Origin of the sequence: Erythrobacter sp. CCH5-A1, from assembly GCF_001557115.1 — a bacterium.
Taxonomy (GTDB): domain Bacteria; phylum Pseudomonadota; class Alphaproteobacteria; order Sphingomonadales; family Sphingomonadaceae; genus Erythrobacter.
The window spans coordinates 1-21,802 of sequence record NZ_LSKQ01000272.1 but is presented as its reverse complement, the minus strand read 5'-3'; the positions used below and the strand labels follow the sequence as shown (position 1 = coordinate 21,802).

Genomic DNA, 21,802 nt, shown 5'->3' with positions numbered 1-21,802 from the left:
GGCGTCCTTACGCGAACTGCTTGGCGAAGGCTTCGAGCGCGGCCTTGGTCTTGTCCGCGACTTCGCCTTCGAACTTCTTCGAGGTGCGGATTTCGGTCAGGACCGAGGCATGCTCGCGGCGCATGTAGTCGAGCATCGCGGCTTCGTACTCGTTCACGCGGTTCACCGGGATCGCGTCGAGGAAGCCGTTGGTACCGGCGTAGATCGACACGGTCTGCTCTTCGAACGGCATCGGCGAGAACTGCTTCTGCTTCAGCAGCTCAGTGAGGCGCGCACCGCGGTTCAGCAGCTTCTGGGTCGCCGCGTCGAGGTCCGAGCCGAACTGTGCGAAGGCCGCCATTTCGCGGTACTGCGCGAGGTCGAGCTTCATCGAGCCCGAGACCTTCTTCATCGCCTTGGTCTGCGCGGCACCACCGACGCGGCTCACCGAGAGGCCGACGTTAATGGCGGGGCGGATGCCCTGGTAGAACAGGCCGGTTTCGAGGAAGATCTGGCCGTCGGTGATCGAGATCACGTTGGTCGGGATGTATGCCGACACGTCGCCCGCCTGGGTCTCGATGATCGGAAGTGCGGTCAGCGAGCCGTGGCCGTTTTCCTCGTTCATCTTCGCCGCGCGCTCGAGCAGGCGGCTGTGGAGGTAGAACACGTCGCCCGGGTAAGCTTCGCGGCCCGGCGGGCGACGCAGCAGCAGCGACATCTGGCGGTAGGCGACGGCCTGCTTGGAAAGGTCGTCATAGACGATCACGGCGTGCATGCCGTTGTCGCGGAAGAATTCGCCCATCGCGCAGCCGGTATAGGGCGCAAGGTACTGGAGCGGGGCGGGCTCCGAAGCGGTCGCGGCAACGACGATGGAATATTCCATCGCGCCGTTTTCTTCGAGCTGCTTGACGATCTGCGCGACGGTAGAACGCTTCTGGCCGACCGCGACATAGACGCAGTAGAGCTTCTTGCCCTCGTCGTCGCCCTGATTGGCTTCCTTCTGGTTGATGAAGGTGTCGATCGCGACGGCGGTCTTGCCGGTCTGGCGGTCACCGATGATCAGCTCGCGCTGGCCGCGGCCAACGGGGACCAGCGCGTCGATCGCCTTGAGGCCGGTCTGGACGGGCTCCGACACGGATTCGCGCGGGATGATGCCCGGCGCCTTCACTTCGACGCGGCTGCGCTTTTCGGCCACGATCGGCCCCTTGCCGTCGATCGGGTTGCCGAGCGCGTCGACCACGCGGCCGAGCAGGCCCTTGCCGACCGGCACGTCGACGATGGTGCCGGTGCGCTTGACGACATCGCCTTCCTTGATCTCGCTGTCCGAGCCGAAGATCACGACGCCGACATTGTCGGCTTCGAGGTTCAAGGCCATGCCCTGCACCCCGTTGGCGAATTCCACCATCTCGCCGGCCTGCACCTTGTCGAGGCCGTGGATGCGGGCGATCCCGTCACCCACCGACAGCACGGTGCCGGTTTCGCTGACTTCGGCCTCGGTGCCGAAATTGGCGATCTGGTCCTTGATGACCTTCGAGATTTCTGCGGCGCGGATTTCCATTTTTCGTGTCCTTTAAGCCTGCATGGCTTTGGCGAGCGAGTTGAGACGGGTGCGGATCGAGGCATCGATGCGCTGCGATCCGATGGTGACGACGAGGCCGCCGAGGAGGTCGGGATCGACCGCGGCGGTGAGCATGACTGTGCGGCCTTCGCGCGCGGTCAGCTTGGTCTTCAAGGCGGCGAGCTGGTCGTCGCTGAGCGGGTGCGCGCTCGTGACGGTCGCGGTCACTTCACCGCGCTGGGCGGCGGCAATCGCCTTGAAGGCGCTGACGATCGCGGGCAGCTTGGCAAGGCGGCGGTTGGCGGCGAGCACGCCGAGGAAATTGGTGGTGAGCGGGCTGAGTTTCAGCTTCTTGGCAACCGCCGCCATTGCCGCGCCCTGGGCGCTGCGGGCAAGCTCGGGGTTGGTGGTCAGCGCGGAAAGATCGGCCGAATCGCGCAGGGCAGCGCCCAGCGTCTCGAGATCCTTCTCGACCGCGGTCACCTTGCCATTCTCGGCAGCCAGATCGAACAGGGCCGAGGCATAGCGTCCAGCCAGGCTAGCCTTGATACCGGCGGAAATATCCACGCGCTTCGTTTCCTCTCGGAAGGGTCAGAGGGTCTTGCTTGAGCCTTGGCTGCAGGACGAGCGCAAGGGCTGCCCGCAAGGCTGGCGCGCGCCTAGCAATTGATTCTGGTTCCTGCAAGCCGCGCAGGCGAGGATTTGTGCAGGTGCGAAGCGGGAGTGTGCGGGTAGGGGCGCTACTTCTTCGCCGTGCAGCTATAGACCAGCCGCTCGTTGGGTTGCTCTGGCAGGCCCGCGATCAGGGCCGATTGCTGTTCGCCCAGCGTCCGGGCCGCGTCGCTCACCCCGCAGGTCGGCGGCGTGTAGGCCGAGCGGGCCGCGCGCGCGGCGGCGAGCGCCTCTTGCCCGAGCAGATAGCGGTCGGTGCGCAGGGTGCGGGTCGCGGGGTCATAGGTGTTGACCGCCACCGCCGCGTCATTCTCGGCGGCAAAGACACGCTGCCATTCGCCCCCTTGCGCAAGACCATATTGCGTGCGCCCGTTGACGCAGCCATCGGCGCGCCATTCGAAGGCGACATCGTCGGTGCGGGCGGCGGTGACGCGGCTGCGCTCGGGGACGAGGGTGCAGATCAGCGCGCCCTCGGCCGCATCGGCGGTCTTGGCCGGGGAATCGGGCTTGCCGTCGCCGCCTTGCGCTTTCTCGACCGCGGCCGCGACCCGGTCCTCGATCTCGGCAAGGCCCGGGCGGGTGAACCACAAGAGCAGCGCTGCCGCGAGTCCCGCTGCCGACAGCGCGCCCGCGATCCGCATTTGCGAGCGCCGCTCGTCCTCGCCGCGCCACACGAAAGCGGCGTAGCCCGCGCCGATGCAGGCGAGCAGCGCGATCAGCGCCAGCGCCATGCGGTTCTCGCGCGCTTCGAGCACCTCCATCTGCGCGGTGAGGCGGGCCTTTTCGCGCACTTCGCGCAAGCTCTCCGAACGCTGCTCGAGCGCGGCGCGGGCCTGGCTCTGCTCGGCCTCGAGCCGCTGGCGTTCCTCGGCATTAAGTTCCGCGATCGAGCGGCAGGGCAGCGCGTTGACCACGGGCTCGACCCCGTTCTTGCGCAGGAAGGGCAGCAATTCGCGCAAGGACACCGCGAAGTAGAACTCCCCGTCGCCGCTCTCGGCATCGGCGCTGAAGGAGTTGACCCCGATCACCCGCCCGCACGGATCGAGCAGCGGCCCGCCCGAATTGCCGCGGGCAATCGGCGCGGTGTGGAGGATCGTGTCGAACTGGCGGCTCGGCCGCTCGCCCGACAGGAACCCGCGCGACTTGACCGGCGGCTGGGCGCGGAAGATGTCCGCCATGTCAAGGCCTTGCGCCAGATCGACATTCATCGGGTAGCCGACCGCCGAAACCTCGCCGAGATTGCTGCTGACGCTCCCCGCCAGCGCCAGCGGGGGCAGGGGCAGCGATCCTGCGGCGATCTCGAGCAGCGCCAGATCGTTCTTCGGAGACACCGCCACCACCCGTGCGAAAGCCCCGCCGCTGCCTTCGGAGGGCACGATGCCGACCCGCAGCGTATCGTCCTGCACCGCCTCGGCCACGACATGCGCATTGGTGACGATCCGCGTCGCCGAGACGGCGAAGCCGGTCCCGTGGGAGACCGGCACGGGCTCGTCCCCGTCCTCGCCGATGATGACCACCCGCACGACCCCGCGCGCGGCGGCGTCGACATCGCCCGGATCGGCCGAGGCGGGGAGGGCGAGCGCCAGCGCGGCGAGCGTCAGGCCCAGAAGCGTCCGGAAGATCATCGGCAGCCGACCAAGCCCTTCAACCATTGAAAAAATCCTTGAATCCGGCGCGTGTGCCATGTGATGCGGTTTATCGAAGCAGAAGGAGGGCGGCAATGATCACGAAACGCAACATATCGGCAGCACTGACCATGCTCGCTCTGGCTGCAACCCCCAGCCTTGGGCGCGCCGAACAGCGCGAGACCTTCAAGCTCGGTGAAACCGCCTTCAGCTATGTTCTGCCCGAGGGCTTCTGCCTCCCGAGCGGAGCCGATGTCGCTGTGGCCGAGGCAGTCGCCGGGCTCGACAAGTCGAGCGTGACCCACGCCAACCTCGATCGCTGCGGCACCTTTGGCGTGGAATACACGCATATCAAGACGCCGATCCGCAACGAACCGGTGAAGATTGCCAAGCCGCTGTTCCTCGCCATTCTCGCGCGGCAGATGCAGACGGCCAGCGGGCAGGCAGCAATGGATGCCGCCGGTCGTCAGGTCGAAGCGAACATGGCCGAGAGCACCGGGAGCCCGGACGCCATCAAGGTGGGAGCCCCCACCTTCGGCGGACTGGACAAGGACTGCGTCTACCTTTTCGTCTATCTCGACGTGCAAGTCGGGTCGGAGATCAAAAAAGGTCTGGCCAGCGGCTGCCTGACCGTGGTGGACCAGCAGTTCTTCACGGTCAATTCCTACGCACTTGTCGAAAGCGGAGTGACCTTCGAAGCGCTCAAGGAGCGCAGCCGGAGTATCGCGGCGAGCCTGGCCCGGGCGCCCGCGCGCTGACGCGACATTGAGCGCAAGCCCGCCGGCTGCGCTCCGGGTGCAATTCGGTCAGAAGCTTCCTTGCAACTACCGGCAAGGGAGCCACACGCCATAACCTACCGCATCAGGGGCCTCGACCCCGTGCTTTTCGCCGACCAGCTCGCGCTCGATGACGCCAGTCTCGCCAGCCGCCGGGCGCGGCGCGAGGTGGCCGGGGAGGGGCGCTTCCCCTGCCGCGTGAGCCTCGAGGATGCGGCGCCGGGCGAAGTGCTGTTGCTCACCAATTACGCCAACCACGCGGTCGAGGGCCCCTACCGCAACGCTTTCGCGATCTATGTCCGCGCCAATGCGACCGAGGCGGCGGAATATGTCGACGCGCTTCCCCCGGTCCTGCGCGGCCAACCGATCGCGCTGCGGGGCTACACGGGGAACGGCGACCTTCACCGCGCAGCGCTGGCGTTGGCCGACGATGTCGACACGCAAGTCCGCGCGTTGCTTGCCGATCCGCAAGTCGCTTACATAGACGCGCACAACGCGATGCATGGCTGCTTTGCCGCGCGCATCGAGCGGCACTTTGGCGAGGAATGTTCCACGTGAAACATTACGAGAACATCACCGACGAGGACCGCTGGCAGGCGATGCTCGCCAAGGACCGGCGGTTCGACGGGGCCTTTGTCACAGGCGTCCACTCGACCGGCATCTATTGCCGCCCGAGCTGCCCCGCGCGCGCGCCGCATCGCAAGAACGTGCGCTTCTACGCCACCCCCGCCGATGCCGAGGCGGCGGGCCTCAGGGCGTGCAAGCGCTGCTCGCCCGGCAGCCAGAGCGCAGAGGAGGCCTGCGTCCTCGCCGCAATCGCCGCGATCCGGGAGCGGGGGGCGATGACGCTCGATGAACTCGCCGACCTCACCGGCTACACGCCCACGCACTTCCAGCGCCTGTTCAAGCGCACCGTCGGCCTCTCGCCGGCCGCCTTCGCCCGCGCCTTGCGCGAGGAGCGGGTGCGCGAGGCGCTTGCGGGCGGGCTCGGGGTGACCGAGGCGCTGGCCGCGGCGGGCTTCAGCGGGCCCGAGCAATTCTACGCGGAAACGAAAGGCAGGATGGGAATGCGCCCGAGCGACTGGACAAGAGGCGGCGCGGGCCGCGTGATCCACTGGGCGGTGCTGCCGACTTCGCTCGGGCCGATGCTGGTCGCCGCGACCGAGGTGGGTGTGTGCTGCCTCGCTTTCGGCGAGGGCGAGGCGGAATTGCGGGCAAGGTTCCCGCGCGCCGAGCTGGTGCCGGCGGGCGATGACTTCCGCGCGCTGTTTGCGCAGGTGGTGGCGGCAGTCGAGCAACCCGGCCCCGGCAGCGCCGCCATCCCGCTCGACGTCCACGGCACCGCCTTCCAGCAGCGCGTCTGGGACGAACTGCGCCGCATCCCGCATGGCGAGACGCGGAGCTATGGCGAACTCGCGGCGGCCTTGGGCAACCCGAAAGCCAGCCGCGCGGTGGGCGGCGCAAACGGGGCGAACCACATCGCGGTGCTGATCCCGTGCCACCGCGTGATCGCGTCAGACGGGTCGCTGGGGGGCTATGCCTATGGGCTGGAGATCAAGGCGGAGTTGCTGCGGCGGGAGGGGGTGTGAAGGATTTGCCGATTTTCGGCTTTGCTTTACAAGCCTCTGCATGATTGACACTCCGCCCGAGCCGCCTGTTGCACAGGAACAGGTGATCGAACGAAAGCTTCTCGACTGCGGGCTGAAGTCAGAGGGCTTCACCGTCCGCTATGAGGATGAACTCCAGAGCATCCAGATCATCATAACCCCTTCTGCGCAAGCAAAGCCCGAACACTTCGTCTGCATCCGCGAGGCGGCGGGCTATGAAATCGTAACCTTCGAAGACACCGAGATGTTCGGCGCCTACTTGCGGGTGATGGAAGACCTGGCTCGCCCGAAGGTGCTTGCCGACGCGGAAATATCGCTCAAGGAGCGGGGGCTTTGGGAGAACTTCCCGAAGCGGAGCGATTATGCCGCCTTCGCAGATTATCTCCGGGCACTGGAAATTCATGCCGGTTTTGCGCCGGGCTCGGTGCTGCAAGCCGAAGCCGACCAGCGGGTGCGACTGGAGCCATCGTCTGCCGAGCTATTCGACCAGGTGAGTTATGAACGCTGGGCAGTTCTGCTTGCGGTGCTCAAGTTCGCTTCTGCCCGTGACGGATTCCCGATAGGCTTCGTCGGCAACGACAAGTATCGCGAGTAGGCTGGCGAGGCCACTGCTCGGGGGCGCGGCGACGGGTGGGCCATTGCCCAACTTCGTCATTGCGAGCCGAAGGCGCGGCAATCCATGGCCTGAGTTTTCCGCCAGCTGGACAGCTCGTCCATAGATTGCCGCGTCGCTACGCTCCTCGCAATGACGAGGGGAGCGATTAGTCCAGCTTCGGCGGCATCCCCGGCTCGCACTTGGCCATCGCGCGCTGATACGCGGGGCGCTCGCCGATCCGCGCGAGGTACGCCTTGAGGTTCGGCAGGTGGTCGATGCCCATCCCGCTCATCGCGCGGCTGGTGGTGAGCTGGAAGCCCATCATGATGTCGGCCGTGGTCAGCTGCGAACCGCCGAAATAGTCCGCCTCGCCGAGGCGCTTCTCGACGATTGCCCAGCCTTTCTGCACGCGGTCGGCGACGAAGAAGGGCAATTCCTGCGCGCCCATGAACTGCGCCACCAGCGCCATCATGCCATTGGTCATGAAGGTCGCGTTGGCCCAGTGGTAGTAGAACAGGTGATCGGCGAAGTCGGGGTGATCCGCGCCCGGCACCAGCGGCGTGTCCGGCGCGTATTTCGCGACGATATAGTCCATGATCGCCCCGCTCTCGCCCAGCACGAAGTCGCCGTCGGTGATCACCGGCGCGATGCCCATCGGGTGTAGCGCCTTGTATTCATCGGGCGCCAGGCGGTTGTCGGTGCGGCGGTTGTAGAGCTTGAGGTCGTAGTCCAGCCCCAGCTCCTCGGCGAGCCAGACGATGCGTTCGGATTGCGACAGGCGCAGGTGGTGGATGGTCAGCATGGCATCGGCTCTCCGTCGATAATTGTCCGGCCAGACCTAGCCAAGGCGACGGCGCTGCGCCATCCCCTTGCGTGAAGAACGACAGGGGAGCCTCGCCGAACATGGACACCGGAACCGCCGCAAAGCCGCCGCTGTGGAAGCGGATCTGGAACTTCCCGCTGGTCGCGATGCTGGCGGCGATCGCAGTGAGCGCGATTGCTCTCGCGATCGCAACGATTGCGGTGAAGGAACTGGGAGCAGACCTGCCCGACGATATCGCGCAGCCGGTGCAGGTGTTCGTGACCATCGCGCTGCTGATCCTAGGCCAGAAGCTGGTGATGCGCCGCTTGGGTGAGCGCAAGCACGACGACCTGCCCTTCGCCGGCGCGGCGCGGGGCCTGGGGCTCGGCGCCGCCGCTGCTTTCGTGCTGTTCAGCGTGATCGTCGGCGTGGCGGCGCTGCTGGGCGCCTACCGGATCGACGGCTGGGGCGGCCTCAGCAACTGGATCTTCGTGCTGTTCGCGGCAGGCTTCAGCGCCGGTTTTTTCGAGGAATTCATCTTCCGCGGCATCCTGTTCCGCTGGATCGAGGAATTCGGCGGCAGCTGGGCGGCGCTGATCGTCACCTCGGCGCTGTTCGGCTTCGTCCACATCACCAACGACAACGCCACATGGTTCTCCTCGGCGGCGATCGCGATCGAGGCGGGGGTGATGCTGGGCGGGGCCTATATGCTGACCCGCAGCCTGTGGGTGCCGATCGGGATCCACTTCGGCTGGAACGTCACGCAGGGGCTCATCTGGGACGTGCCGGTGTCGGGCAATGATGTCGACGGGGTGGTCAACGCGCGGCTGTTGGGCAACGAGCTGATCTCGGGCGGGGCCTTCGGGCTCGAGGCCTCGGTGATCGCTGTGGTGTTGGCGGGCGGCTTCGGGGTGTGGCTGGTCAAGCGCGCGATCGACAAGGGCGAGGTGATGGCCCCCTGGTGGGTGCGCCGCCGCAAAGCCTAATTGCGCGCCCAGCCGGGTTTGGCTGGCTCGAGGGCGTCGAGGAATCGCTCCGCGCTCTCCAGATATTCGCGCTGCTTGGCCTCGCCCATCCTGTCCCACGTGGCGTAGATGCGCCCGATGCGGTGGTTGCTCTCCAGCCGCGCGCGGTTCTTGTCCATGAAGTGCCAGTAGAGGGGCCCAAACGGGCAGGCGTTCGGCCCGGTCTTCTGCGCGACCTTGTAGCGGCAGCCGCCGCAGTAATTGCTCATCTTGTTGATGTAGTTGCCGCTCGCCGCATAGGGCTTGGTCGCGAGGCGGCCGCCATCGGCATAGAGCACCATGCCCGCCACATTGGGCAGCTCGACCCATTCGAAGGCGTCGGCGTAAACCGCGAGATACCAGTCCGCGACCTCGCGCGGATCGATCCCGGCGATCAGGCAGAAATTGCCGAGCACCATCAGCCGCTGGATGTGGTGCGCATGGGCGTCTTCCCGCGTGGTTCGGATGCAATCGGCGAGGCAGCGCATGTCGGTTGTGCCCGTCCAGAAGAACTCGGGCAGCGGCCGGTGCGCGCCCAACTCGTTGGCAGCTGCAAGGCCCGGCATCTGGTGCCAGTAGAACCCGCGCACATATTCGCGCCACCCGATGATCTGGCGGATGAAGCCCTCTACGGAATTGAGCGGAGCCCTGCCCGATTTATAGGCAGCTTCGGCGGCGCGGCACAGTTCGAGCGGATCGAGCAGCCCGATATTGAGGCTGGTCGAGAGCATCGAGTGGTAGAGATCGTCCTCCCCGTGGACCATCGCGTCCTGATAGGGTCCGAACAATTCGAGGCGGCGCGCGAAGAAGGCCTCGGCGGCTTCCAGAGCCTCGGCGCGGGTGACGGGCCAGCCGAAGGGTTCGAGATCGCCGAAATGATCGGCGAAGCGCGCGCCGACGAGAGCGATGACCTCCTGCGTGATCGCGTCGGGGGCGAACTTGGGCGCGGGGGGCGCCTTGAGCCCCGCCTTGGGCGGCTCGCGGTTTTCGGCGTCGAGGTTCCAGACCCCGCCCACGGGCTTGTCGCCCTCCATCAGCAGCCCGGTCTTGCGCCGCATCTCACGGTAGAAATACTCCATCGTGAGGTGCTTGCGCCCCTCGGCGAATTTGCGGAATTCGGCATGGGTGGCCACGAACCTCGTGTCGGGAAGGATCGAGACGGGGCAGGGGAACCGGCCCTCCCACTCCAGCATGGCCTCGTGCACGCGCCACTCGCCGCTTTCGGTGACCCGGATTTCGGACGGGGCGTGGCGCTCTACGGCGCGCGCGACCTCGCCGGTGAAGCTGCCGGTGTTCTCGGGATCATCGAGCCGGATGTAATCGACCTGCCAGCCCTCGGCCCGCAGTTCTTCGGCGAAGTGGCGCATTGCCGAGAAAATGAGCACGATCTTCTGCTTGTGGTGCTTCACATAGGTCGCCTCGTCCCACACCTCCATCATGAGGATGCGGGTTTCGGCGGGGGAGAGCCCTTCGAGGCTGGAGAGATTGCGCGACAGCTGGTCGCCGAGGATCGGCACGAGGATGGGACGGGTCATGCGGGGGATACGCGCTCGGGTACCCGTTGGTTTCGTCAGACGAAGGAGTAGGGGTCGATGTCGATCCCCACGCGCACGCCCGGCGCGAATTGCACGCCCCCGATCCAGTCCCTCAGCATCGCCTGCAAATTCGCGCTGCGCCGTGCGTTGACGAGAAAGCGGTAGCGATAGCGCCCGCGCAGCAATGACAGCGGCGCAGGCGCGGGGCCGAGGATCTGGACGTCGGCATGGCGCGGGCGGACATCGCCGAGGCGCCGGGCGGCCTCGCGCGCTTCCTTTTCGTCCTCGGAGGACAGGATGATCGCTGCCCACCTGCCGAAGGGCGGGGCGCCCGCATCACGGCGGCCTTGGGTTTCGGCTGCGTAGAAGGCATCGCGGTCGCCGTTCGCAAGCGCGGCGATCACGGGGGCGGCGGGGTGGCGGGTCTGGATCAGCACCTCGCCCGGCTTGGCCCCGCGGCCTGCGCGCCCCGCGACCTGCGCGATCTGCGAGAAGGTGCGCTCGCCCGCGCGCAGTTCCCCGCCTTCGAGGCCGAGGTCGGCATCGACCACGCCCACCAGCGTCAGGTCGGGGAAGTGGAAGCCCTTGGTCACCAGCTGCGTGCCGATGATGATGTCGATCGCCTTGGCTTCGGCCTGCGCGATGAAGGCGGCTGCGCGGTCGGGGGTGTTAAGGGTGTCGCTGGTCGCCACCGCGAGCCGCGCTTCGGGGAACAGCTCGGCGACTTCGGCCGCGATCCGTTCCACCCCCGGCCCGCAGGCGACGAGGCAATCGTTCTCGCCGCATTCGGGGCAGGCATCGGGCACCCGCGTCTCGAAGCCGCAATGGTGGCAGGCGAGGCGGGCGGAAAGGCGGTGCTCGACCAGCCATGCGCTGCAGGACGGACATTTGAAGCGGTGCCCGCAATTGCGGCACAGGGTCAGCGGGGCATAGCCGCGGCGGTTGAGGAAGAGGAGCGACTGCTCGCCCTTGTCCAGCCGATCGCGCAAGGCCTCGATCAGCGGCCCGGCGAGCCAGCGCTGGCTGCCGGGCTTCTCCTCGGTGAGGTTTACGAGGCGCACCGTCGGCAGGCTCGCCCCGCCGAAACGGGCGGGGAGGTCTAGCTTCGTGTAGACGCCGATCTCGGCCATGTGCAGGCTCTCGAGCGCGGGGGTGGCGCTAGCGAGGATCACCGGCAGACCCTCGAAGCGGGCGCGCATCACGGCAACGTCGCGGGCGTTGTAGCGCACCCCGTCATCCTGCTTGAAGCTGATCTCGTGCGCCTCGTCGACGACGATGAGGCCGAGCTTCGCATAGGGCAGGAACAGCGCCGAGCGCGCGCCGACCACCACCTGCGCGGTTCCGTCGGCGATCGCCCGCCATGCCCGCCGCCGTTCGGTCGATTTCAGCGAGGAGTGCCACAGCACCGGCTTGGCCCCGAACCGCGCCTCGAAGCGCGCGAGGAAGTTCTCAGTAAGCGCGATTTCGGGGAGCAGAACCAGCACCTGCCGCCCCTGCCGGATCGCCTCGGCGACGGGTTCGAAATAGGTCTCGGTCTTGCCCGATCCGGTCACCCCGTCGAGCAGGAAGGGTGCGAATTTTCCCGCGCGCACGGCCTCGACCAGCGTGCCCGCGACCGCGCCTTGCGCCTCCGACAGCGCGGGCTGGTGGAAGTCGGGATTGGCGGGCGGGTAGGGGCGGTCGATGGCGACGGTCACCGGCTCCAGCAACCCCGCGCCCGCCATCCCGCGCAGCACGCCTTCGGAGACGCCCGCCAACCCGGCGAGTTCGCGCATCGTGCCCTGCTCGCCCGCCAGCTTCTCCAGCGCTGTCCTGCGCTGCGCGGTCAGCCGCCCCGCGCATTCCGCGCCGGTCAGCCGGTATTCGGTCATCGTCGCCGGCCCGCCCAGCGCCCCCCCGCTCGCCAGCGCCATGCGCGCGGTGCTCGCGAGCGGGGCGCAGTAGTAGTCTGCGGTCCATTCGATCAGCCGCCTGAGCGGCGCGGGCAGGGGCGGGACGGAGAGCACCTCGAGAATCGGGCGCAGCCGCTCGAAAGCGATCTCGTCACCCGGCAACCGGCCCTCGTCCCACACGATCCCCATCACCTTGCGCGGGCCCAGCGGGGCCATCACCACCGTGCCGGCAGGCGCGCTCATCCCCTCGGGCAGCCGGTAGTCCAGCGGGCCGAGGGCGGCGTTCAATACAAGCAGGCGAATTCGGTTCATCGCGCAGATATATGGAGAGCGGCATAGGCCAAGGGCAAGCTTGGAGACTGGACCAATGACCGCAATTGTCACGAACCGTTCCGCGACCCGCCGCAGCCTGCTGGCCGGAGCCGCCGGCGCAGGCGCGCTGCTGCTGCTTCCCGCCTGCGCCAGCACGGGCGGCGGGTTCAGTCTGGTCGAAGCGGTGCGGCGGATGCTGCTGCTCGCCACGGAAAATGCCTTCGCGCGCCTCACCGCGCCGGGCGGCTTCTGGGACGAACAGGTCGCACGGCTCGGGCTTGCCGAGACGCTGGGCACCCGCGGCGACGTGCTGACGCGCATCCTCACCTCGCAATTGGTCAAGGACCGGCTCGAGGAGCGTTTCGCGAGCCTTGCGATCGACGCGAGCTTTCGCGCTGCGCCCGTGGTGACCGACGCGATCCGGGTTATCGGTTTCGAGAACGCGCTTGCGCTGGTACGCGGCGGGCCGGATGCGGCGAGCCTCTACCTGCGCCAGGAACTCGGCACGGCGCTGCTCGATGCGGTGGTGCCGGAACTTGGCGATGCACTGCGCGTCAGCCGCGATCCGGTGCTCGGCCAGGCGCTCAATGCGCTCACCGGTGTCGATGTTGCGGGCGTTGCCGACCGCTTCGGCCGTCAGATCGACGATGCCATCTGGGGCGAGATCGGCCGCGAGGAAGCTGCGATCCGCGCCAATCCGGAGGCTACCCGCGATCCGGTGCTGATCGGGGTGTTCGGGCTCGGCGCGCGGATCTAGAATCGGCCTGATCAAAACCTGTAAGTCAGCACCGTCTGCGGCACGTGGGTGGTGCGCGCGGGCAAGTCTCCGCGCGGGAAGACCAGCAGCCAGTAATTCGCGCCGACCTCCAGCCGCTTGCTGATCCGGTAGGCGATGCCCGCCTGCGCCCGCCATTGCTCGGTCGAGGCGCCTTGCCCGTCCTCGCGTCCCTGCAGCAGCCCGAGCCATTCGCCGCCCACACTCGCGCGCCAGCCATCCCCGAGCGGCTGGTTGTACTGTACGCGCTGGCGCAGCCGCAGCTCGACCCGGTCCGCGCCGTCGAAGAAGCGTTCTTCCAGTCGCGTGCGCAATTCGAAGCGGCCCTGGGTGAAGATCACCTGCTGGTGCGGGCGCAGCTCGGTTGCGCCGCCCGCCTCGAACACCGCCGCGCCGACGCCAAGGCGTACGCCCTCGGCCACGGTCTGCTCCACCGTCACGCGGATCGTCTGCTGCTCGCCCCCGCGCGCGTCCTCGCGCCATCGCTGGGTGGCGTCGATGGTGAGCCGCGTGTCCTCATCGAGATCGCCGGTCAGGTTGAAGAACTGCCACAATTGCACGTCTTCGTCCTGCGCCGATGCTTTGGACGGTTGCCAAGCGCACGCGAGGGCGGCAAGCAGCGTCGCACATTGAACGGGAAGGCGCGTCATGTGCCCGCCCTAAAGCGGCGCTCGGCCGCTGCCTATCGAATAAATCTGGAGTCCATCTCATGAAATTCTTCGTCGACACCGCCGAGATCGAGGCGATCCGCGAGCTTGCCGCCACCGGTCTGCTCGACGGGGTGACCACCAATCCCTCGCTGATCGCCAAGTCGGGGCGCGATTTCAAGGAAGTGACCAAGGAGATATGCGGGATCGTCGACGGCCCCGTCAGTGCCGAGGTGGTCGCGCTCGACCACGCCACGATGATGAAGGAGGCCGAGGTTCTCCGGAAGATCGCCGACAATGTCTGCATCAAGGTGCCGCTGACGGTTGACGGTCTCAAGACTTGCAAGGCGCTCTCGTCCGAGGGGACGATGGTCAACGTCACGCTGTGCTTCTCGGCCAACCAGGCGCTGCTGGCGGCCAAGGCGGGGGCAAGCTTCATCTCGCCCTTCGTCGGGCGGCACGATGACAACGGCTTTGACGGGATGGACCTCATCGAGGACATCCGCCTGATCTACGACAACTATAATTTTGCTACCGAAATCCTCGTCGCGAGCGTGCGCCACACCACCCACGTCTTGCAGGCGGCAAAGATCGGCGCCGACGTGATGACCGCGCCGCCTGCGGTGATCCATGCCCTCTTCAAGCATGTTCTCACCGACAAGGGGATCGAGGGCTTCATGGCCGACTGGGCCAAGACGGGGCAGTCGATCCTCTAAGGCCCTCGCCTTTTTGCCACTTCCGCGCGCCATATTAGTTGCTAAAGAAAACGGATAATGGCTGACCAGTCCCCGCTCGATCTGTTCAAGCAGGCGCTCACCGGAGCGTCGCGGGCGATTGCGCGCGATGCGGAGGTCGAGGTCGCGTGGAGCGCGGATGTGCCGGGCAGCGCGGGCAACCGCTTCCGCGTGCCGCTGCCGGGGCGCGATCTTCCGCAAGATCAGGTGCGCGAGGCGCGCGGCTTTGCGGACAGCTTCGCCCTGAAGCTGCGCCATCACGACGCCGCGCTCCACGCCAAGGCCGCGCCGCCCGAACCCATCGCGCGCGCCTGCTATGACGCGATCGAGCAGGTCCGCTACGAGGCGCTGGGTGCCAACCGCTTCGGCGGCATTCGCGCCAATCTCGACGCCGCCACGGAAATGCGCACTGCGGGCGACAAGATCGTGCGCGCGCAGAACTCCGCCGAAGTGCCCCTGCAGACCGCGCTCGCGCTGCTGGTGCGCGAGGCGCTGACGGGCGAGGCGGTGCCGGCCAAGGCGCAGGGCGGGATCGAGCTGGTGCGCGACTTCCTCGAGGAGAAGGTTGGCGGGGACTTCGCCGGGCTCGCCGAGAAAATCGCTGATCAGGAGGCCTTCCAGAAACTCGCACTCGAAATGCTGCGCGAGCTCGATCTGACGCGCCCGACCGAGGCCCCCGACGAAAGCGACTCCGACGACGCGGATGACGACGACGCCCCCAGCGACGATGATCAGGGTGACGACGACAACCAGGGCGAGGGCGATCCGCAGTCGGCCGAAATGGCCGGCGACATGGCCGAGGGCGAGGGCGAAGGGGAGGAATCCTCCGACACCCAGACCGACAGCGACATGGCCGAGGGCGAGCCCTCCGACGACAGCGACGCCGCAAATGCCCCCGTGCGCCCCAACCGCCCGCAGGCCGAAGTGCCCGCCAGCGTCGACTACAAGGCCTTCACCACCCGCTTCGACGAGGAAGTCGCCGCGCCCGACCTGTGCGATTCCGAGGAGCTCGACCGCCTGCGCGCCTATCTCGACAGCCAGCTGACGGGCCTTCAGGGCGTGGTGACGCGCCTCGCCAACCGCTTGCAGCGCCGGTTGATGGCGCAGCAAAACCGAAGCTGGGACTTCGACCAGGAAGAGGGCGTGCTCGATGCTGCGCGTCTTGCCCGCGTGATCATCTCGCCCGGAACCGCACTGTCCTACAAGGTCGAGCGCGATGTCGAGTTCAAGGACACGATCGTCACGCTGCTAATCGACAATTCGGGCTCGATGCGCGGGCGGCCGATCTCCATCGCCGCAATCAGCGCGGACATTCTGGCGCGCACGCTGGAGCGCTGCGGGGTCAAGACCGAGATCCTCGGCTTCACCACCCGCGCGTGGAAGGGCGGGCAATCCAGAGAGGCATGGCTCGCCGATGGCAAGCCGCAGAACCCCGGCCGCCTCAACGATCTCAGGCACATAATCTACAAACAGGCCGACGAACCCTGGCGCCGCGCGCGCCGCAATCTCGGGCTGATGATGCGCGAGGGGCTGCTCAAGGAAAACATCGACGGCGAGGCGCTGATCTGGGCGCACAGCCGCCTGCTGTACCGCCCCGAGGAACGCCGCATCCTGATGGTGATCAGCGACGGCGCGCCGGTGGACGATTCGACTTTGTCGGTGAACTCGGCAGGCTACCTCGAGGCGCACCTGCGCGGCGTGATCGAGTGGATCGAGAAGGTCTCGCCCGTCCAGCTGGTCGCGATCGGCATCGGCCACGATGTCACGCGGTATTATCGCCGCGCGGTGACGATCATGGATGTGGAACAGCTCGGCGGCACGATCATGGAGCAGCTCGCGGAACTGTTCGAGGACGAGAAGGGCGTGAAGGGGCGGTGATAAAGGCTGAGGCGGAAAAAGCGGTGCGGCAGATGTGCCGCGAATGGGCGAAAGAGCGCGGCATCGCGAGAGCAGATTTTGCGACCGCAAGTTTCATCGACTTCTGGCAATGGGCCCAGTCAAACTATTCGTCTTACCTGAGGTTTAGGACGACCACGAGCGTCATATACGACGTCGAAATGTGGTTTGAGGACGAGATGGGTCAAAAGGGATTCAACTAGATATGAACGTCACCGAAGCCGTCATCACCCGCCGCTCGATCCGCGCCTTTCTCGACAAGCCGGTTGATCTCGAGACCCTCACCCGCGTGATGGACAAGGCGCGCTGGGCAGCCTCGGGTTGCAACTACCAGCCGTGGGAGGCGAGCATCGTCACCGGCCAGCCCTTGAAGGACTTGCAGGCCAAGATGATCGCCGAGGGGCCCAAGGCGGCCGAGTATGACTGGGCGGCTCCCGGCACCGAGGAAGCTTACAAGAAGCGCCTCGATGCGGTCTCGGCGGGGATGTTCGGCGCGATGGGGATTGCGCGCGATGACGGCGCGGGGCGCATGGCGGCGATGGGTCGCAACACCACCAGCTTCGATGCGCCCGCGGTGCTGTTCGTCTATTTCCCGCGCCTGATGAAGGAGCCGCAGTGGTCGGATGTCGGCATGTGGCTCCAGACCGTCGCGCTGCTGCTGCGCGAGGAGGGGCTCGACTCCTGCTTCCAGGAATACATGGCGATCTTCGCGCACACCATCCGCGACTTCCTCGGCCTCGATCACGAGCGCTACATGTTCTTCTGCGGCATGGCGATCGGGTACCGCGACCCCGAGGCTCCGGTGAACAACTTCGCCCGCGAGCGCGTGCCGCTGGACGAGCATGTGAAGTTCATCGGGTTCTGACGTCTCCCGCCACCCCGACGAAAGCCGGGGTCGCTGGCCGCACGCGATCCCGGCTTGCGCCGGGATGACGGAATAGGGCAAAGGCCCCGCCCATGAACGACGCTGCCCCTTTGAAACTGTTCAACTCGCTCACCCGTCAATCGGAGGTGTTCGAGCCCGTCCACGCAGGGGAAGCGCGCGTCTACACCTGCGGGCCGACGGTCTACAACTACCCCCACATCGGCAATATGCGCGCCTATGTGTTTGCCGACGTGCTGGGGCGCACGCTGAGCTGGAAGGGGCTGAAGCTCACCCACGTCATCAACATCACCGATGTCGGCCACCTCACCGACGATGCCGACGCGGGCGAGGACAAGATGGAGAAGGTGGCGGCGGCGCAGGCGCAGTCCATCTGGGACATCGCCGAGCACTACAAGCAGGCCTATTGGGCCGATGTGCGCGCATTGAACATCCGCCAGCCGGCGCAGTGGACGGTCGCGACCGACTACGTCCCGCAGATGATCGAATTTGCCAAGGGCATCGCGGACAAGCACTGCTACGAGCTCGAGAGCGGGCTCTATTTCGATGTCTCGACCGTGGCGGACTATGGCCGTCTGGCGCGTGCCCAGACCGAGGAGGGCGAAGGCCGGATCGAGGCGGTCGAGGGCAAGCGCGACGCCGCCGATTTCGCGATCTGGCGCAAGACCCCGCCCGGCGAGAGCCGCCAGATGGAGTGGGACTCGCCCTGGGGCAAAGGCGCACCGGGTTGGCATCTCGAATGCTCGGTGATGAGCGGCGAGGTGCTGGGCTTTCCCTTCGACATCCACACCGGCGGGATCGACCACCGCGAAATCCACCACCCCAACGAAATTGCGCAGAACCAGGCCCATTGCTGCACCAACGGGCTCGACGACCCGAGGAATTCGGGCGCCAAGATCTGGATGCACAACAATTTTCTGGTGGAACGTTCGGGCAAGATGTCGAAATCCTCGGGCGAGTTCCTGCGGCTGCAATTGCTGATCGACCGGGGCTACCACCCGCTCGCTTACCGGCTGATGTGCCTGCAGGCGCATTATCGGAGCGAGCTGGAGTTCTCGTGGGAAGGCCTCGGCGCGGCGCTGACGCGGCTGAAGCGGATGGTGATGGCGGTCGGCGCCTTGGCAGATGTTCCCGCCCAGCCCGAGGCCGAGCATCCGAAGTTCGCGCCCGTGCTGGCCAAATTCGACGAAGCGATGGCGGACGATCTGAACACCCCCATCGCTCTGACTGCTCTCGAAGAGGCGCTGGCGACGAAGAAGGTCGATGCCGGGATCAAGCGGGCCGTGATCGAGGATATGGACGCCGTGCTTGGGCTTGGCCTGTTCGGCCTCACCCGCGCCGACCTGCGCATCCGCCCGAAATCCGCAACCATCACCGAGGCCGAAATCGAAGCCGCGCTCGCCCGCCGCAAGGAGGCGCGCGCGGCCAAGGATTTTGCCGCCTCGGACGCTATCCGCGATGAACTCGCCGCACAGGGCGTCGAGGTGATGGACGGCGATCCGCTCGGGTGGGAGTGGAAGCTGGGATGAGTATTCCCCTCCCGCTTGCGGGAGGGGTCAGGGGTGGGCAAGAAGCCAAAAACACCGCTCGCGGACAGGCCCACCCCCGGTCCCTCCCGCACGCGGGAGGGGAGACTAAAGCATGACCATCCTAGCCATCTCAGGCCTGATCCGCCCGATGCTCGAAAGCCGTTTGCCGGAAGGCCTCGACGTGCGCTGGTTCATGTCCGCAGAGGAAGCCATCGACGCGGTCGCCGAGGCCGAGATCGGGTGGTTCGACATGAACGACAAGGAAGCCATGGCCGCAACGCTGGTCGCGGCGAAGAAGCTGAAGTGGCTCAATTCGATCTACGCGGGCCTCGATTTCCTCCCTATGGACGTGCTGATCGAGCGCGGGATCACCGTCACCAACGGGGCCGGGATCAACGCCATAACCATTGCCGAATATGTGGTGATGGGGATGCTCACCACCGCCAAGGGCTATCGCGAGGTGGTGCGCGCGCAGGACCGGCACGAGTGGTTGTTCGACAGCCCCGGCAAGCGCGAACTGGCGGGGTCAAAGGCGTTGCTCTTGGGCTATGGCGCGATCGGCAAGCTGATCAAGCCGCGGCTCGAAGCCTTCGATGTCGAAGTCACCGTGGTGCGCCGCTCCGGCGGGGAGGGCACGCTCAGCCCCGACGAATGGCGCGCGCATCTCGATAAATTCGACTGGGTGATCCTCGCCGTTCCCGCCACGCCCGAGACCGACGGGATGATCGGAGCGGAAGAACTTGCCGCGATGAAATCCGACTGCGTCATCGTCAACATCGCGCGCGGCGCTGTGATCGACCAGCCGGCGCTGGTTGCGGCGCTTAAGACGAAGCAGATCGGCGGCGCCTTCCTCGATGTCACCACGCCCGAGCCGCTTCCGGCGGACCACGTGCTGTGGACGCTTCCCAACGCCCACATCTCGATGCACCTGTCGGGCCGCGCGCAGGACAAGATGTTCGTCCGCTCGGGCGAGCGTTTCCTCGACAATCTCGCGCGTTACCTGCGCGGTGAACCCGTCGCCCCGGTGTTCGACCCGCGCCTCGGATACTGAACGCCCACCCGGCCGATCGAATCGCGCTGGCGATCTGGCGCTTTTCTGCAATACTCCGGGCGGCAAACCGCCCATCACGGGGCGGTCACACGCACGCGCTATCGCCGGGGGGAACGGCATGGCGCGCGCGTTTGCCAGACGGGGGGCTGCGCCGTGCGCAAGGGGGGAACACACATGAGCGAGACCAAGAAGGCATCGGACCTGTTCATCGAATGCCTCGAGGCCGAGGGCGTCGAATACATCTTCGGCGTGCCGGGCGAGGAGAACCTCGATTTCCTCGAGAGCCTTTCGCATTCGTCCAAGATCAAGCTGATCCTCACCCGCCACGAACAGGGCGCGGGCTTCATGGCGGCGACCTATGGCCGCCACACCGGCAAGACCGGGGTGTTCCTCGCGACCCTCGGCCCCGGGGCGACCAACATGGTCACCGCGGTCGCCTATTCGCAGCTCGGCGGAATGCCGACGCTGGCCATCACCGGGCAGAAGCCGATCAAGAAATCCAAGCAGGGCCGCTTCCAGATCCTCGATGTCGTGGCGATGATGAGCCCGATCACCAAATACGCCCACCAGCTGGCGAGCGCCGACAACATCCCCAGCCGCGTGCGCGAGGCGATCCGCCTGGCCGAGGAGGAAAAGCCCGGCGCGGTGCACCTCGAATTCCCCGAGGACATCGCCGAGGAACACACCACCAGCCGGCCGCTCGCCGCCAGCCTCGCGCGCCGCCCGAGCGCGGAGGCCAAGGCGGTGCGCCAGGCGGTGCTCGCGCTCGAACAGGCCAAGGCGCCGATCCTCGTCATCGGTGCGGGCGCCAACCGCAAGATGACCGGGCGGATGCTGCGCCAGTTCGTCGACAAGACCGGCATTCCTTTCGTCACCACGCAGATGGGCAAGGGCGTGATCGACGAGCGCCACCCGCTGTTCCTCGGCTGCGCGGCGCTTTCGGCGGGCGATTTCGTCCACCGCGCGATCCAGGACGCCGATTGCATCGTCAATATCGGCCATGACGTGATCGAAAAGCCGCCCTTCTTCATGCGCAACGACGGCGAGGGCGCGGTGGGATCGGACAGCCCACCCACGGTGATCCACGTCTCGACCCGCACCGCCGAAGTCGATCCGGTCTACTTCCCGCAAGTGGAGGTGATCGGCGACATCGCCAACGCGATCTGGCAGATCAAGGAAGACATCGTTCCGCAGGGCCGCTGGAATTTCAAGCGGATGCTCGAGTATCGCGCGGCCGAGGTCGCCCATACCGACAGCCTCGCCGCCGACACCCGCTTCCCGATCTTCCCGCCGCATCTGGTCGCGCAGGTGCGCGGCGCCATGCCCGAGGACGGGATCATCTGCCTCGACAACGGGGTCTACAAGATCTGGTTCGCGCGCGGCTATACGGCATACCTGCCCAACACGGTCCTGCTCGACAATGCGCTGGCCACCATGGGCGCGGGGCTGCCGAGCGCGATGATGAGCGCGATGCTCTATCCCGAGCGCAAGGTGATGGCGATCTGCGGCGACGGCGGGTTCATGATGAACAGCCAGGAGATGGAGACCGCGGTGCGCCTCGGCCTCAATCTCACCGTGCTGATCCTGCGCGACGATGCCTACGGGATGATCCGCTGGAAGCAGGCCAACATGGGCTTTGCGGATTTCGGCCTCACCTATGGCAACCCGGATTTCGTCCAGTACGCCGAAAGCTATGGCGCGATCGGCCACCGGGTGACTTCGAGCGAGCACCTCACCGACCTGCTCCAGCACTGCCTCGCCACGCCGGGGGTGCATCTCATCGACTGCCCGGTTGACTATACCGAGAACGACCAGATCCTGAACAAGGATATCAAGCGGCTGAGCGCGGAATTGTAATCTTGTCCCCCTCCCGCTTGCGGGAGGGGGACAAGATTACAATTCCGCGCTCAGCCGCTTGATATCCTTGTTC

The 21,802-nt window shown here is 66.5% G+C and carries 19 protein-coding genes; 12 read left to right on the top strand and 7 right to left on the bottom strand.

Translation table 11 applies throughout. From position 1 onward, the window contains the following. Positions 1 to 7 precede the first annotated feature (7 nt). The 3 genes from atpA to AX708_RS17180 form a co-directional block, all read right to left on the bottom strand. Positions 8 to 1,537: a F0F1 ATP synthase subunit alpha gene (gene atpA / locus AX708_RS17190; RefSeq protein WP_066528539.1), complete on the bottom strand. Its 1,530-nt coding sequence runs from the start codon at positions 1,535 to 1,537 to the stop codon at positions 8 to 10. 12 nt (positions 1,538 to 1,549) lie between these two features. Beyond that, a complete protein-coding gene (locus AX708_RS17185; protein WP_066528535.1) occupies positions 1,550 to 2,104 on the bottom strand; it encodes a F0F1 ATP synthase subunit delta in 555 nt (184 codons plus the stop codon). Positions 2,105 to 2,277: 173 nt separating this feature from the next. Continuing rightward, the gene (locus AX708_RS17180) at positions 2,278 to 3,861 is read right to left on the bottom strand and encodes a serine protease (RefSeq protein ID WP_082745526.1); all 1,584 of its coding nucleotides are present in this window, start codon (positions 3,859 to 3,861) and stop codon (positions 2,278 to 2,280) included. A gap of 68 nt (positions 3,862 to 3,929) precedes the next feature. Between AX708_RS17180 and AX708_RS17175 the strand changes: the two genes are divergently transcribed. The 4 genes from AX708_RS17175 to AX708_RS17160 all read left to right on the top strand — a co-directional run bounded on the left by AX708_RS17175 (position 3,930) and on the right by AX708_RS17160 (position 6,812). Continuing rightward, positions 3,930 to 4,592 (top strand): hypothetical protein, encoded by a 663-nt coding sequence (locus tag AX708_RS17175; RefSeq protein ID WP_066528527.1) that lies wholly within the window; start codon positions 3,930 to 3,932, stop codon positions 4,590 to 4,592. 120 nt (positions 4,593 to 4,712) lie between these two features. Beyond that, complete coding sequence (locus AX708_RS17170; protein ID WP_197426021.1) at positions 4,713 to 5,168, top strand: DUF1203 domain-containing protein; 456 nt, start codon at positions 4,713 to 4,715, stop codon at positions 5,166 to 5,168. Continuing rightward, complete coding sequence (locus AX708_RS17165; RefSeq protein WP_066528525.1) at positions 5,156 to 6,199, top strand: bifunctional transcriptional activator/DNA repair enzyme AdaA; 1,044 nt, start codon at positions 5,156 to 5,158, stop codon at positions 6,197 to 6,199. Before AX708_RS17170 ends, AX708_RS17165 begins: the two co-directional genes overlap by 13 nt. A 40-nt stretch (positions 6,200 to 6,239) precedes the next feature. Next, entirely contained in the window at positions 6,240 to 6,812 is a 573-nt protein-coding gene (locus AX708_RS17160) for a hypothetical protein (RefSeq protein WP_066528523.1), read from the top strand. Between the two features lie 166 nt (positions 6,813 to 6,978). On the opposite strand, the gene AX708_RS17155 is transcribed toward AX708_RS17160, so the two are convergent. Continuing rightward, positions 6,979 to 7,614: a glutathione S-transferase family protein gene (locus AX708_RS17155; RefSeq protein ID WP_066528522.1), complete on the bottom strand. Its 636-nt coding sequence runs from the start codon at positions 7,612 to 7,614 to the stop codon at positions 6,979 to 6,981. A gap of 101 nt (positions 7,615 to 7,715) precedes the next feature. Between AX708_RS17155 and AX708_RS17150 the strand changes: the two genes are divergently transcribed. Further along, the gene (locus AX708_RS17150; protein ID WP_082745525.1) at positions 7,716 to 8,600 is read left to right on the top strand and encodes a CPBP family intramembrane glutamic endopeptidase; all 885 of its coding nucleotides are present in this window, start codon (positions 7,716 to 7,718) and stop codon (positions 8,598 to 8,600) included. Here the strand turns inward: AX708_RS17150 and AX708_RS17145 are convergent. Further along, positions 8,597 to 10,153 (bottom strand): cryptochrome/photolyase family protein, encoded by a 1,557-nt coding sequence (locus tag AX708_RS17145; RefSeq protein ID WP_066528519.1) that lies wholly within the window; start codon positions 10,151 to 10,153, stop codon positions 8,597 to 8,599. The genes AX708_RS17150 and AX708_RS17145 overlap by 4 nt on opposite strands. Positions 10,154 to 10,188: 35 nt before the next feature. Then, positions 10,189 to 12,357 carry a primosomal protein N' gene (locus AX708_RS17140; RefSeq protein ID WP_066528517.1) on the bottom strand — a complete coding sequence of 723 codons (2,169 nt, stop codon included), beginning with the start codon at positions 12,355 to 12,357 and terminating at the stop codon, positions 10,189 to 10,191. A gap of 55 nt (positions 12,358 to 12,412) precedes the next feature. On the opposite strand from AX708_RS17140, the gene AX708_RS17135 reads away from it, so the two are divergent. Further along, positions 12,413 to 13,114 carry a DUF4197 domain-containing protein gene (locus AX708_RS17135; RefSeq protein WP_066528515.1) on the top strand — a complete coding sequence of 234 codons (702 nt, stop codon included), beginning with the start codon at positions 12,413 to 12,415 and terminating at the stop codon, positions 13,112 to 13,114. A gap of 11 nt (positions 13,115 to 13,125) precedes the next feature. On the opposite strand, the gene AX708_RS17130 is transcribed toward AX708_RS17135, so the two are convergent. Next, entirely contained in the window at positions 13,126 to 13,782 is a 657-nt protein-coding gene (locus AX708_RS17130) for a DUF2490 domain-containing protein (RefSeq protein ID WP_082745524.1), read from the bottom strand. Between the two features lie 59 nt (positions 13,783 to 13,841). Here AX708_RS17130 and fsa point away from each other — a divergent pair, with 59 nt between their 5' ends. The 6 genes from fsa (at position 13,842) to AX708_RS17095 (ending at position 21,729) form a co-directional block, all read left to right on the top strand. Continuing rightward, a complete protein-coding gene (gene fsa, locus AX708_RS17125) occupies positions 13,842 to 14,495 on the top strand; it encodes a fructose-6-phosphate aldolase (protein ID WP_066528512.1) in 654 nt (217 codons plus the stop codon). Between the two features lie 57 nt (positions 14,496 to 14,552). Beyond that, positions 14,553 to 16,391: a cobaltochelatase subunit CobT gene (gene cobT / locus AX708_RS17120; protein ID WP_066528510.1), complete on the top strand. Its 1,839-nt coding sequence runs from the start codon at positions 14,553 to 14,555 to the stop codon at positions 16,389 to 16,391. 223 nt (positions 16,392 to 16,614) lie between these two features. Beyond that, positions 16,615 to 17,274: a nitroreductase gene (locus AX708_RS17110; protein WP_066528502.1), complete on the top strand. Its 660-nt coding sequence runs from the start codon at positions 16,615 to 16,617 to the stop codon at positions 17,272 to 17,274. 92 nt (positions 17,275 to 17,366) lie between these two features. Beyond that, positions 17,367 to 18,821, top strand: coding sequence for a cysteine--tRNA ligase (gene cysS, locus AX708_RS17105; RefSeq protein WP_066528500.1), 1,455 nt, complete (start codon positions 17,367 to 17,369; stop codon positions 18,819 to 18,821). Between the two features lie 112 nt (positions 18,822 to 18,933). Next, positions 18,934 to 19,872 (top strand): D-2-hydroxyacid dehydrogenase, encoded by a 939-nt coding sequence (locus AX708_RS17100; protein ID WP_066528498.1) that lies wholly within the window; start codon positions 18,934 to 18,936, stop codon positions 19,870 to 19,872. 174 nt (positions 19,873 to 20,046) lie between these two features. Further along, entirely contained in the window at positions 20,047 to 21,729 is a 1,683-nt protein-coding gene (locus AX708_RS17095) for an acetolactate synthase large subunit (protein ID WP_066528612.1), read from the top strand. The last annotated feature ends 73 nt before the right edge of the window (positions 21,730 to 21,802 follow it).